Annotated in this window: 9 protein-coding genes; 2 read left to right on the top strand and 7 right to left on the bottom strand. The window is 64.4% G+C overall.

Going from position 1 to position 13919, the window contains the following annotated elements; all coding sequences use genetic code 11:
• Nucleotides 1-82: 82 nt before the first annotated feature.
• Genes H2O77_RS02685 through H2O77_RS02675 form a run of 3 tightly spaced genes read right to left on the bottom strand, consistent with a single transcriptional unit; the run spans nucleotide 83 to nucleotide 3653 of the window.
• Nucleotides 83-976, bottom strand: coding sequence for a class II glutamine amidotransferase (locus H2O77_RS02685; protein ID WP_215823852.1), 894 nt, complete (start codon nucleotides 974-976; stop codon nucleotides 83-85).
• The gene (locus H2O77_RS02680; protein WP_215823851.1) at nucleotides 969-3068 is read right to left on the bottom strand and encodes a vWA domain-containing protein; all 2100 of its coding nucleotides are present in this window, start codon (nucleotides 3066-3068) and stop codon (nucleotides 969-971) included. Before H2O77_RS02680 ends, H2O77_RS02685 begins: the two co-directional genes overlap by 8 nt.
• A 60-nt stretch (nucleotides 3069-3128) precedes the next feature.
• Complete coding sequence (locus H2O77_RS02675) at nucleotides 3129-3653, bottom strand: hypothetical protein (protein ID WP_052384613.1); 525 nt, start codon at nucleotides 3651-3653, stop codon at nucleotides 3129-3131.
• A gap of 267 nt (nucleotides 3654-3920) precedes the next feature.
• Here H2O77_RS02675 and H2O77_RS02670 point away from each other — a divergent pair, with 267 nt between their 5' ends.
• The gene (locus H2O77_RS02670; protein ID WP_240548690.1) at nucleotides 3921-6041 is read left to right on the top strand and encodes a prolyl oligopeptidase family serine peptidase; all 2121 of its coding nucleotides are present in this window, start codon (nucleotides 3921-3923) and stop codon (nucleotides 6039-6041) included.
• 163 nt (nucleotides 6042-6204) lie between these two features.
• Here H2O77_RS02670 and H2O77_RS02665 read toward each other — a convergent pair whose 3' ends face one another.
• From H2O77_RS02665 to H2O77_RS02650, 4 genes are all read right to left on the bottom strand, one after another.
• Nucleotides 6205-7731 (bottom strand): catalase, encoded by a 1527-nt coding sequence (locus H2O77_RS02665; RefSeq protein ID WP_153635106.1) that lies wholly within the window; start codon nucleotides 7729-7731, stop codon nucleotides 6205-6207.
• A 450-nt stretch (nucleotides 7732-8181) separates the two neighbouring features.
• A complete protein-coding gene (katE, locus tag H2O77_RS02660) occupies nucleotides 8182-10428 on the bottom strand; it encodes a catalase HPII (protein ID WP_215823849.1) in 2247 nt (748 codons plus the stop codon).
• Nucleotides 10429-10761: 333 nt separating this feature from the next.
• Entirely contained in the window at nucleotides 10762-11007 is a 246-nt protein-coding gene (locus H2O77_RS02655) for a GlsB/YeaQ/YmgE family stress response membrane protein (RefSeq protein ID WP_043333988.1), read from the bottom strand.
• Nucleotides 11008-11104: 97 nt separating this feature from the next.
• Entirely contained in the window at nucleotides 11105-11722 is a 618-nt protein-coding gene (locus H2O77_RS02650) for a DUF924 family protein (RefSeq protein ID WP_240548689.1), read from the bottom strand.
• Nucleotides 11723-12000: 278 nt separating this feature from the next.
• On the opposite strand from H2O77_RS02650, the gene H2O77_RS02645 reads away from it, so the two are divergent.
• Complete coding sequence (locus H2O77_RS02645; protein WP_240548688.1) at nucleotides 12001-13728, top strand: alkaline phosphatase D family protein; 1728 nt, start codon at nucleotides 12001-12003, stop codon at nucleotides 13726-13728.
• Nucleotides 13729-13919 lie beyond the last annotated feature (191 nt).

Here is a 13919-nt window from a genome sequence, read left to right as displayed (position 1 = left end):
CCTTCGTGTATCTGGCATTCACGCTCTTTCTGCGTCGCTCAGCGTCAGCGACTCAGCCAAACGTCAGCGACTCAGCCAAACGTCAGCAACTCAAGTCTGAAGCCAGCCAATCCGGCTTGCGGCGCGCGGTCGCGGTGCGATCGACCGCCCCGTTCTCGGCCTGCTCCTGCCCTGACTCTTCCTGGCTCAGCGGCAACTCGCCACCGAGGCTGGCGACCAGCTCGCCTTCGCGGAACACCACCAGCTGACCCGGCAGCAGGCGCTGCCACTGCTCGTTATCGGTCAGCGGATCGGTGGCGATCACCGAGACCACATCGGCATCGGTGGTGTGCTGCTGGAAGTCGACGCTCATCTCGAAGTCGGTGAGGCTCGCCTGCCCGAAGGGCGCGCGGCGCGTGATGCGCGCCAGCTTGGTGGAGCAGTAGGCGTAGAGATGCACGCCGTCGGAGAGCAGCAGATTGAAGACGCCAAGCCCGCGCAGACGCTCGCACTGGGCGTGCAGATGCCGCCACAGGTCTTCGCACCGCGCCGGCGGATTCGGGAAGGCGCGCCGGATCTCGCCGAGCAGGAAGCAGGCGGCGTGCTCGCTGTCCGTACTGCCCACCGGGCGGTAGTACGGCAGGGGCAGTGCCTGCCAGTCCGCCAGCTGACCATTGTGGGCATAGCACCACTGACGGCCCCACAGCTCGCGCGTGAACGGGTGGGTATTGGCCAGCGTCACCTGGCCGACATTGGCCTGACGGATATGGCTGATGACCATCTGCGACTTGATCGGATAGTCGAGAATCATGCGCGCGATGGGCGAATCCACCGACGGATGCGGGTCACGGAATTCGCGATAACCGCCCTCTTCGTAGAAGGCGATTCCCCAACCATCGCGGTGCGGACCAGTACCCCCGCCTCGCTGCAGAAAACCGGCGAAGCTGAAGCAGATATCGGTCGGCACATTGGCACTCATGCCGAGCAGTTCACACATGGGGTTCCTCCCGCTGAGTCGGCTTGCGCGTCATGCGACGCACCAACATGATCACTACCAGCAGGCCGATCACACCGGCCACGGCGTAAGCGATCATGCGGCTTTGCGGTGATTCTGCCTCACGCTGGGCAAAGTCCGAAGCTCCTTCGAACCACTGACTGATCAACGCAGGCACCTTGTCGATGGGCAGGCGGCCCTTCATCAGCAGATCATTGAGGTCTTCCTTCTCCTCTACCGCCTGATCCAGGCCCTGAATCTCACCGAAGGACTCACCCTCGATGGGCGAGCGGTCCAGATTGGCGGCACGCCGCGCCGCATTCTCGTTGAGGGTATAGGGCGCGAGATCGATCACCCGTGAGCTCCCGCCCAGTGCGATGCGCGCACTGATCTGCACATCGGCACTGACGTCACGTTCCAGCGGCGGCAGTTCGATACGCCAGCGACTCTCGCCCGCCTCCGCCACGCTCAACGGCTCGCCCTGCAGCGTCGCGTCCAGCTGGGTATTGGCGGTGTTGAGCAGCGGATGGCGCGCGCTGACCTCCAGCGCGCTCGGCGGCGTCGCATTCTGCGCATTGCCACCGATCGGCTCGACCAGCAGCGGGTCGACCACGCTGGTGCGCTGGCTCAACTGACGTGCAAAGGGCGCGCCATCGCGCTGGCCCTCGATGGTCAGCGTGAGGCGAGCGCCACCCGGTTGCTGCGGCGGCGGCATGTTGACGCTGAACTGCGCGCCGTCACGCTCAAGACCGCGCTGCTGGGCGCTGGTCACGGCTGCCGTTTCTGCTGACATGCCACCCTCGTCTTCCGGCACCAGACGCGCATTGCCGTCCAGCGTCGCCAGGAAGTCCTGCTCGTCGACATCACGTGCGCCGTCGACCAGCGAGGCTGAGAGGGAATAGCCAAAGCCGCGATACAGCGTGGCCGGTAGCGGGCGCGACACCAGCGCCAGGTCTGATACCACGGTGATGCGGCTATCGACGCCCACCTGCCCTTCGATACGCCACTGCCCGGCCTCGGGGTCGGTCACGGTGATCAGGTCATAGCGCGGCTGATGTTCCCAGCGCACGCCCTCGGGCAACGACGCCTTGTCGGCCAGCGAATAGCGCTGACCATCGGGTGCGATCAATACCGGCGCGCTGTCATCGGGACCATGGAAGACCAGCGCCGTGAATTCCTCGACACTGCCATCGATGGTGAAGCGCTTGTCCTCGAGCGGCACCAGCTCGCCGGGCACGATACGGTCGAGCGCCCCAAGGAAGGCACGCAGCAGGTCTTCCGGGGTCTCGGCGACCGTCGCCAGCCCGCCGGTGCCATCGGCGACCTGCTGCAGCAGATCGATATCGGCGTTGCGCGACAGCGCGACGGTATGCACCGTGATGTTGTGCGCTGCCAGCTGTGGCGTCAGCTCATCGGTGATGCGCTGGCGCGAGGCGCTGTCCGAGGCGGCCTTCTCGCTGCTTGGCTCACGCAGGTCGACCATGCCATCGGAGAGCAGAATGACCTGACGCGGCCCCTGGCCATCGATGCTCGCATCGGCGCCTTCGGCGGCGGCTCGCAGCCCTGCCTCGAGGTCGGTGTACTGCTCGTAATCGTCCAGCCGCCCTTCCAGCCCGCGGGCCGCCTGCTTCCAGCCCGCATCGACCGCGCCCAGCGCCAGCAAGGGCTGTACCTGCTCACCGAAGCCCCATAGCCCCGCACGCGAGCGCTCCGGCAGCAAGGTGACCAGCAGGTCCAGCGCACTGGCGCGCAGATTGGTCGGGTCGTTGTGCTTCATGCTGCCGGAGACATCGATCGCCATGCGCAGGTCAGGCGCAATGTCGCGCGCCGAGCCACTGGCTGCATTCACGTCACTCGCGACATCGCGGGCCACGAACGGCATCTGCTCAGCCTGTTCACTGGCCGAGGCGTTGGCCGCTGGCGATGCCTGCTCGGCGAAGGCCGAGGACGAGGCGAGGCTGATGCCCGCCAGCATCAGGGCAGCCAGCCAGCGCGCACCCGCACCCCTCGCTAGAGGGCCGGATGAAGAGCCGGACGCAAGCCCTGGTGAACGGACTGGCTCAAGAGACGAAGTGACAGCTACATCACGGGGCATGACAGATCCTTAGTCCACGCTCGGACAATGCACGGCTGGCGCTGATCGAACGACGCTCGATCAGAGCGACGGTTCCTGACGGTCACGGCCTGCGCGGGTACGCGCCGACGCACGAGCCGGGGTGCCACGTTTCTCGCTACGCAAGCTGGCGCCAGCGGCGTGGCCCTCGCGCACTTCCTCATCCTCCTGCTCGTGGCCATGAGGCTCGCGGCGCTGCTGGGCGGCGCGGCGACGCTGTTCACGCCCGCGTCCCAGCCACCAGATCACCAGGCCCAGCACCACGCCGGCCCCGATGCCCAGTACCAGCATGCCGAAGGCCGAGGCCATGCCACCACCATCCTTCTGTACCACGCTGACGGCAAAGGCCACGATGGCCGGTGCAAGGCCGGTGTAGGCATCTTCCGCGACGCTGGCCGTGACGTGAAAACTGGTCGGCACGGCGATCATGCCGGCGATGCCGCCGACGAGGATCCAGCGCAGGAAACGCGGCAGTATTCGCACCGCCATATAGCCGGTAAACAGCACTACCGCCGCCAGGCCAAAATAGATCAGCCACATCTGCGGCAGCGAATCGGAAATCATCATGCCCTTCACTCCTGTCATAACATCCTGTCGAGACTGACATTCTGAGGGGTGCCTGTCCTGTGCAGAAGCAGCCGGCACCTCAGTTCAGCCATCGAGTCATCCCATCATCGGGGCCACACGTTGCGTGGCACCAGAGGCTGCGCATTCATCTCTCACGGCGGCGATGCCTCCCATGAGGCAAGGGCTTGCGCACGCTGTGGGACAGGCTCAATGTTACACTCCATGCCCGCCCGACACACTCGAGCACCCCACTTTCAAGAGGTAGCCATGCCCGATAGCCCCGTCCAGCGCCATTATCGTGCCGATGACCCCGAATGGCACTGGCTTGAAGAACGCGACACGCCAGAGGTCACCACCTTTCTCACGGCGGCCAACGCCGAGAGTGATCGCTGGTTCGCCCCGCTCGCGCCGCTGAGCGACGCCCTCTATCACGGCCATCTTGCGCGCCGTGAACTGGCCGTCTCAAGCCTGGCCGAGGCACTGGATCACTACGTCTATTGGAGCGAGACCGCCGCTGACGCCGACTACCCGGTCTGGTGGCGCCATGCGATCGGCGCCGACCCCGCCGATACCCGCCAGCACGAATGCCTGCTGGACCTGCAGAGCCTGTCGCGCCATCACGACTTCGTCGAGCTCGGCGATATGGCCATCTCCCCGGATGAACAGCAACTGGCATGGACTCTGGACACCAGCGGCGACGAGGTGTTCAGCCTGCGTCTTGCAACACTGAACGCGACGAATGGCGACTCACGCAACGCCGGCCACGATGACGAGTGTCTGCTGGAGGATATCGGGCCGGACCTGGTGTGGGCCGAGGACGGCCAGCACCTGCTGTTCACGCGCTATGACAGCACCCAGCGCCCCTTCGAGATCTGGTGTCTGAATGTCGCGAGCCGCGCCGAGACACTGCTCTACCGCGAGGAAGACAGCGAATTCTGGGTCGGCATGGGCAAGACCCGCTCACGCGCCTGGCTGATCCTGGAAACCGCCTCCAAGGACACCAGCGAGACCTGGTTGCTCAAGGCCGATACCCCGCTGGGTGAAATGCGCCTGGTGCGCGCCCGCGAGACCGGCGTCGAGTACGGTGTCGATCACCGCCCCGGCCACTTCTATGTGCTGCACAACAGGCAAGCGCCGCACTTCCAGCTCGATATCGCCTCCGAGCATGCGCCCGGCGACTGGCAGCCGCTGATCGCCACCCGCGATGAGGTGACGCTGGAAGGCGTCGAGGCCTTCAGCTGGGGACTGATGGTCGATGAGCGCGATCACCGTCAGGCCCAGGCCTGGCTGCGGGTGATCGAATTCGAGGGCACGGCGCCGACACAAACGTTCTGCCGCGACGAACGCCTGGCGATGCCGGAGCAACCGCTGAGCCAGGGGCTGGGCGACTGCCCGCATTTCGACGCTCGCCGCCTGCGCATCCGCGAGGAAAGCTTCACCACGCCGCCGAGCTGGATCGAGCTGGACCTCGACACGGGAGAGCGCCGCCTGCTCAAGCGTCAGACCGTGCATGGCGATCTCGCGCCCGAGCAGCTGATCAGCCGCCGCCTGTGGGCGACCTCCGACGATGGTGAGCAGGTGCCGGTCTCGGTGGTCATGCGGCGCGACCTGTGTGATGACGCAGGCCACCCCCACGCCCCGTTGCCGGTATTGCTCTACGGCTATGGCGCCTACGGCGAGACGCTGGACCCCTGGTTCTCGATCGCCCGCCTGGAACTGCTGACGCGCGGCGTCGCCTTCGCGGTCGCCCACGTGCGTGGCGGCGGGGACCGTGGCGAGCCCTGGTATCTGGCCGGCAAGCTGGAGCACAAGGAAAACAGCTTCAACGACTTCCTCGCCGCGCGTGATGCGCTGGTCGAGCAAGGCGTCGGGGCCGCGGATCGCATCGCCGCCTACGGTGCCAGCGCCGGTGGTCTGCTGGTCGGCGCCAGCCTCAACAAGCGTCCCGAGGCCTTCTGCGCCGCGGTGCTCGATGTGCCCTTCGTCGATGTGCTGCGCACCATGGAAAATCCGGAGCTTCCGCTGACCACCGCGGAATACACCGAGTGGGGCAACCCGCACGAGAACGAGGCGCGGCGTCGCATCCGCGCCTATTCGCCGCTGGACAACCTGAGTGCCGCGCCCTATCCGCCGCTGTTCCTGCAGGGCAGCTGGCATGACACCCGCGTGCCCTACTGGGAGCCGGCCAAGCTGTATGCGCGTCTGCGCCAGATGGACTGCACGCCGCATCCTGTCCTGCTGCGCACCGACATGAGCTCCGGCCACGGCGGCGCCTCGGGTCGCTTCAAGGCGTGGCGTGACAATGCGCGCCAGGACGCCTTCCTGCTGTGGGCGCTGGGCGTGTGCGAGAAAGCCGACTTTGATGAGGCCGTGCGCGACAACGACTGAGGTGCCTGTGCTTGCGTGTCTTTCGCACAGCGCTGTGACTGTCGGATAGCACCCTGACAGCCGCATACGACAAGGCCCCCGCCGGTTACCCGGCGGGGGCCTTGATGTTTTCGTCAGCTCAAGGGAGCACTACTGACCTGACGAAGGGTACAGCATGACTGACTCAGCGCGGATCGAGCTTGGCCAGCTTGGTGGCGATACGATCACCATAGTCGGCATCCGCCTGACGGAAGTGCGCGATCATCTTGTCCTGGACCACGTGGCTGACGCCTACCATGGTGCCGGCGATGACGTCGGTGATGCGCGTCTTCTGGCCTTCATCGAACAGACGATAGAGGTTGCCGGCCTGGCTGTAGTTATCCTCATCGCTGTTGTCGTGATAGCCCATCCAGGCGTTCTGCTCCAGCGGCATCGCCGGCTCGGCGACGGTAGCGTCCGGCACCGGGGCGCCCTGATCGGCACGCTCGTTGGGGTAGAAGTTGGTGCGTGAGTACTGGCCACCTTCCTTCGTTTCTCCCGGTACGCCCTGACCGACCTGGCCGCCCAGCGGGCCGCCACCGTGACCGGTGACCGGGCACATGCCCGCCATCACGCCATCACGCTGGTAGTGGTTGACCGGGCAGACCGGACGGTTGACCGGCAGCTGCTCGGCGTTGGCACCGACACGGTAGCGGTGTGCATCGGCGTAGGCCCACAGACGAGCCTGCAGCACGCGGTCCGGCGAGGCGCCGATACCCGGCACGAAGTTGGACGGCGAGAAGACGGACTGCTCGACTTCCGCGAAGTAGTTCTCCGGGTTGCGGTTGAGCTCCATCTTGCCGACTTCCATCAGCGGGAAGTCACCGTGCGGCCACACCTTGGTCAGATCGAACGGGTTGATGTGGTAGTCACGTGCCTGGGCTTCGGTCATCACCTGCAGGTTGACGGTCCAGCTCGGACGCTCGCCACGCTCGAGGCGGGTGAACATGTCGTGCTGGTGGAAGTCCGGGGCGACCTGCGCCGCTTGATCGTCGGTCAGCGTCTCGTGGCCCTGGTCGGTCTTGAAGTGCCACTTGACCCAGACACGCTCGCCCTTGTCGTTCCACAGGCTCAGCGTGTGCGAGCTGTAGCCGTTCATGGTGGTCAGCGACTTCGGGATACCGCGGTCGGACATCAGGATGGTGACCTGATGCAGCGCCTGCGGATGGTTGGCCCAGAATTCCCAACGATTCTGCCAGTCGACCATGTTGGTGCGCGGGTCTTTCTTCTGGGTGTGGATGAAGTCAGGGAACTTGGACGGCTCGCGGATGAAGAACACCGGCGTGTTGTTGCCGACCATGTCCCAGTTGCCATCCTCGGTGTAGAACTTCAAGGAGAAGCCGCGCACGTCGCGAGTGTTGTCGCCGCTGTCCTGGCCACCGGCCACGGTGGAGAAACGCGCCAGCAACGGGGTCTGCTTGCCGACGCCCTGCAGGAAGCGGGCGATGGTCAGGTCAGACAGGTCACGGGTCAGGGTGAAGGTGCCGTAGGCGGCGACGCCACGGGCGTGGACGACACGCTCCGGAATGCGCTCACGGTTGAAGTGCGCCAGCTTCTCGAACAGACGCCAGTTGTCGAAGGTCAGTGAACCATTCGGGCCCGCTGTCTGGCTGATGTCATCGTGAGGCACCGGGGCGCCGTTACCTGTGGTATAGCGTGGAGTCTGGGACATGTAGACGTTCTCCTGTCAGGTAGAAAAAAGCGCTATCAAACTCGACTGGCAAGGCCAGATGCTGCTGATGTCACATTTTCATGCGCTGCTTGATGTGAAGGCCTGCAGCCCATTGTCGAATCGGGTCGGGGCCAATGCCTGCCCGGCATGTGCTGGCTTGTGGCCCCTTGATGCCTGCTTACCTTACGCACCTGGTAATTCTAGCGATAATCAATTACCAGCATGCCTTCGATAATCAGCCTCTATCACTGAGCCTATCAGCCACCCTCAGCGGCGAGAACCGCAGGACGGCTCTCAACCCGGAGGTGTCACCAACCCTGTTTTCACCTTTCTCCGCCATCACATCTTCACGTGCGGAAATGACCGCATCATGACCATGAAAAAGCCCCCTGACCTTCGCAGGTCAGGGGGCTTGGTGAGTTACATCATACCTTGTGGGGCGTCAGCACCTCATGCCGGCATCTGGTTGGCACGCGCATCACGCGACCACACACGGTGAGCCATCAGGGCATCACGCAGCGGCAGGCTGGCGGCGAGCACATCATCCACCAGGATGACGCCCTCCTCGACCGGCACGCGAGCGGCGGCCAGCAGCTCCTTGCCTTCGCAGATCGCCACGATGGGCTTCAGGTGCTTGTAGGCTTCCTGGACATAATAGAGCCCCAGGCCCGAGCCGCTCAGCGCCTCGACGCTGCCCACGCCGCCAGCGACGACGACGGCATCCACCGTCACGGACGGCAGGCCATTGAGCATCGCATCCGGCGACAGCATGGTGCCGTCTCCGGCCTTGATCGGCGCCATGCTCGGGGCGATCAACAGCCCTTCGGCACCCTCGGCGGCCAGCTGCTCCTTGATCGAGCGAACATCTTCCATGGCGACGCCATCGGCGGCCAGGATCGCGACCTTGCGGGTGGCGATGGAGTCCGGCAGGCGCGTCATCAGGCTCAGTGCCGGGTCGCTGTCGACCTGGCTGGTGCCCAGTTCACCGTCCGGCGCGGGCTTGCTGGTCGGTGTCTCGATGCCGTGATTCTCACCGACGCGACGTGCCAGCTCCAGATCAATGTTGGGCAGGATCTCGGTGATCACCCGCTCACGGATCCACGGACGCTCAACCTTGGAAAGCTCGAAGGTGTAGGCCGCGATGATGTGCTCCTTCTCCACGTCAGTCTGGCTATTCCAGAACAGGGTGGCCTGGGAATAATGATCCCCGAAGGAGGCGCTGCGCGCACGTACCTTATGCGCCTCGATGCGCTCATGATACGGCTCGAAACCGCCATGGGCGTCCTGGGACGGCGGTGTCTCGGCCGGCCAGCCACCATCGATGGAGTTCGGCTCGTAGGACGCCTGCCCCGTGTTGATGGTCTGACGATGCTGGGCATCGCGCTGGTTGTTGTGGAACGGGCACACCGGCTGGTTGATGGGAATCTCGTGGAAGTTCGGCCCACCAAGACGCAGCATCTGGGTATCCAGATAGGAGAACAGACGCCCCTGCAGCAGCGGGTCATTGGAGAAGTCGATCCCCGGCACGATGTTGGCCGGATTGAAGGCGACCTGCTCGGTCTCGGCGAAGTAGTTGTCCGGATTGCGGTCCAGCACCATCTTGCCGATCGGCACCACCGGCACCAGCGATTCGGGGATCAACTTGGTGGGGTCGAGAATGTCGAAGTCGAAGCTGTGCTCGTCCTTCTCCTCGACCACCTGGATGCCCAGTTCCCACTCCAGCGGCGCGCCGCTCTTGATGTCATCCCACATCATGCGACGGTTGAAGTCCGGGTCACGTCCCCACAGCTTCTGGGCTTCATCCCAGATCAGCGAGCAGGTACCGGCCACCGGCTTCCAGTGGAACTTGACGAAGCGCGACACGCCTTCACGGTCGATCAGACGGAAGGTATGCACACCGAAGCCTTCCATGTTGCGGTAATGGCGCGGGAAGGCGCGGTCCGACATGGTCCACAGCACGGTGTGAGTGGTTTCCGGCATCAGTGACACGAAGTCCCAGAAGGTATCGTGGGCTGACTGGCCCTGGGGAATCTCGTTGTGCGGCTCCGGCTTCACGGCGTGCACGAAGTCCGGGAACTTCATCGCGTCCTGGATGAAGAACACCGGGATGTCATTGCCGACTAGGTCCCAGTTGCCGTCATCGGTGTAGAACTTGGTCGCGAAGCCACGCACGTCACGTACCGTGTCGTTGGAGCCACGCGAGCCCTGCACGGTCGAGAAGCGCACGAACACCGGCGTCTTCTTGGACGGGTCGCTGAACACGCCGGCCTTGGAATACCTGGCGGCATTGTCGTAGGCCTGAAAATACCCGTGCGCGGCCGCGCCACGCGCGTGAACGATACGCTCAGGAATACGTTCATTGTCGAAGTGGTTCATCTTCTCGCGGAAGATGAAATCTTCCATCAGGGTCGGACCGCGTTCCCCCGCCTTCAGCGAGTTGTGGTTGTCCGCGATGCGCAGCCCCTGGTTGGTGCGCAGGTCATGCCCTTCGGCGTCGGCGCGATAGGTCTCCAGCGCCTCGTCCTTGGCATGGCCATCACCGGCATTGGGCTTGGTGTCGTGCGGCCCATTGCGGTTGGGATGGGTATAGGGGTTCTCTCCCTCTGCCGAGCGATTCTGGCCCTCGTGATAGGGGCACTTCGCGCTGTCGGCATTCGACTGGGAAGAAGGTGCTGAATCGTGCTCATTGCTCGCCATGCTCAAACGCTCCTGTTTTCGCTAGATCCGCAACGCGCCACTACTGTGGCGCTGAAGGATGATTCGGCCTTGCCGCCTCTTGCCGGCGTACTTCTTGTCCAAGTACTTGTCGTGAAAGTGCTTGTTGTCAAAGCACTTCTCGAGCAAGGCACCTCTCGGCGCCGTGACAGATCACCGGGCAGTCAGGTGCCCCGGGTGACAAGAGGCGTTGCTGCGGCGGGTGTCTACATCGAATCCATCCAGACACCCGCGAGGGACTTCACTTGCTGTTGACGACTGCACTTGCTGCTTGCACTTGCTGACAACCGCCTGACGGGGCTCGATACCGCGCCGTCAGGCCTTGGACTTGACCTTCGAGACGATCCACAGCAACACCACCGCCCCCACGACCGAGACGACCAGCGAGCCGATGATGCCGGTGGAGGCCAGCCCCAGCAGCTTGAAGATGACGCTGCCCAACAGGCCGCCAACGACACCGACGACGATGTTGCCAAGAATGCCGAAGCTGCCGCCGCGCATGATGTTGCCTGCGATCCAGCCGGCCAGACCACCGATGATCAACCCAAGAATGATACCCATCTGCTGTCTCCTTCCTTGCTGATGTACAGGCGCTTGGCGCCGCTGTACAAGTCTTGGAGACGACGTCACACAATTAAAAGGGGGGATTTTTCATTTGTCAGAATGAGGAGCCGGGCTGGCCCAGGAAGGCGATCTCTTCCGGCGTGGACTCGCGACCGAGAATCGCATTGCGATGCGGGTAGCGGCCGAATCTACGCACGATGTCCGCATGCAGATGCTCGTAGCGCAGGGTGTGCTCGAGGCCGGGGCGTGCGAACAATTGTTCGGCGTGTTCATGGATGCGCAACGATTCGCTGTGCATCCACGGCATGATCGCGAAGGGCTGCCAGGCCAGCGGAAGGCGGTCCAGGTCGCCCAGCGCGACGGCCTGCTGGGAGAGCGCGAGTGCCAGGTTGTCGCCATGGAAGGCGCGCGGTGTATCGCGATGGATATTGCGCGCGAACTGGTCCAGCAGCAGGATTTCCGCCAGCCGCCCACCGATACTCGCCCGCCACTCCCACAGCTCACAGGCGAGCGCCTGCTCGAGGCGCGCGGCGAATCGCTCACGCAGCTGACCATCGAGGGCATCGCTCTTGCGAAACCAGTCCTTGGGCGTCAGCTGAGTGAACCAGTAATCGAGCACCTGCCGTGCGTGGGGATGGCTGTCCGCGATCAGCGTGGCGGCGTCAGGTTGCGGGGATTCCGAGGGGCTTGAGGGGGGCATGGAGGGGGGCATCGAATGTGTCCTTGGGTGGAGTCGGGAAGGAAGCCGCGCGACAGGCCTGGCTGAGCGCACCACCTTGCACTGCGAGTGCCGGACCTGAGCGGCGCGGGGCGATCATGGTTCTGACACCGGATCTTCATCTTGAGCGTGGAAAGTAGCCTCTCCCATCAGCGCTGTCAGCCTTTGCGGCATGTCCCGCGCTGGCTGGTGCACTGATGTCACTTGTGTTGCCACTTATGTTGCCACTCTCTATCTCAACCTGACGCCAGACCGTTACAAGGAAGCCCGTCATGTCCCGCCGTCTGTCTGATCTGCTGCCTTTGCGTTCCTCTCGCAAGTCCCACGCCGCTCAAACCACCCCCACATCCCCCGCTTCGCCAAGCGCTGCGCCAGCCGGCAATGGTGCTGCGACAGTCACCCCCGCCGGCGCCCCGTCACGGATGGACCGCCGCCAGCTGCTGGGGCGCGGCCTGCAGGGTGCCGGGGTCGGGCTGCTGGCGACCACGGGCCTGCTCGGCGCTCCCGCCATCGTGATGGCCGAAGGACGGCGACCACGCATGCCCTCCGGCGTGATGAGCGGCGACGTGACCGCCAGCCGCGCCATGCTGTGGAGCCAGAGCGACAAGCCGGCACGCATGCTGATAGAACTGGCCGACAATCCCGAGATGCGCGGCGCCTTCCAGATGCGTGGCCCGGTGGCCCTGCCGGCGGACGGCCTGACCAGCAAGCTCGACCTGACCCGCGTCGGCACTCGCGCCAACGCCAGCGGCGAGGTCTTCTACCGGGTGCGCTACGCGGCGCTGGATGACCACCGCGCCATCAGCGAGGCCACTGCCGGTCGCCTGGTATTGCCGCCGAGCGCCCAGACACCGCGTGCGCTGCGTTTCGTGTGGTCGGGTGACACCGTCGGTCAGGGTTGGGGCATCAACCCGGACTTCGGTGGCCTGCGCCTCTACGAGACCATGCGTCAGGTCAAGCCGGACTTCTTCCTGCACTCCGGCGATACCATCTATGCCGATGGCCCGCTCGAGGAGAGCGTCACCCAGCACGACGGCAGCCTGTGGCGCAACATCGTCACGCCCGCCAAGTCCAAGGTGGCAGAAACGCTGGACGAGTATCGTGGCCAGTACGCCTACAACCTGATGGACGAGAACCTGCGCCGCTTCAATGCCGAAGTGCCGATGTTCGCCCAGTGGGACGACCACGAGACCACCAACAACTGGTACCCGGGCGAGATTCTCGAGGATGATCGCTACACCGAGAAGAATCTCGACGTGCTGTCCGCCAATGCGCGTCGCGCCTTCCTCGAGAACATGCCGCTGCGCACCGGCCCAGCCGCGCCGGAGCGCATCCACCGCAACTTCAGCTTCGGGCCGGGGCTCGAGATGTTCATGCTCGACATGCGCAGCTTCCGCGGTGCCAATTCCGCCAACCGCCAGACGGGACGTGGGCCACAGACCGACTTCCTGGGTCGCGATCAGCTGGCATGGCTCAAGCAGTCGCTCAAGGCCAGCACGGCCACCTGGAAGGTCATCGCCTCCGACATGCCGATCGGGCTTCTGGTGCGTGACGGCGACAACTTCGAGAATGGCGCCAATGGCGATGGCGAGGCGCTGGGACGCGAGCAGGAGATTGCCGAACTGCTCAAGTTCGTGCGCGATCACGACATCCAGAATCTGGTCTGGCTGACCGCCGATGTGCATTACACCGCCGCACATCACTACTCGCCCGAGCGCGCCGTCTTCAAGGACTTCACGCCGTTCTGGGAATTCGTCAGCGGCCCGATCCACGCCGGCACCTTCGGTCCCGGTGAGCTGGACAACACCTTCGGGCCGAGACTCGAATTCGTGAAGGCACCGCCTGAGGGGCGGGCCAACATGTCGCCCAGCGAGGGCTTCCAGTTCTTCGGTCAGGTGGATCTCGATCCCGAGAGCGAAGCGCTGACCGTGACGCTGAAGGACATTCACGGTGCCTCGCTCTACCAGCAGGTGCTGACCCCCGCCGCCGCCAGCGCCTGACAGCGGTGTCTGTTTCTGGCACTCGCTTCTGATGTCGGCATGCGGCACTCGCTGCTGACTATCGGCTTCCGATACCAGCTTCTGACAACGACAACGCCCCGCCTCCTGCTGTCGATCGACACGCAAGAGGCGGGGCGTTCTGGTCATGGCGGCAGGTCGACAGCCGCTGGCGGGCTATGTCTGCACGAATC

Source organism: Cobetia sp. 4B, assembly GCF_018831605.1.
Classification (GTDB): Bacteria; Pseudomonadota; Gammaproteobacteria; order Pseudomonadales; family Halomonadaceae; genus Cobetia; species Cobetia amphilecti.
This window is presented reverse-complemented; position numbering and strand designations above follow the sequence as displayed.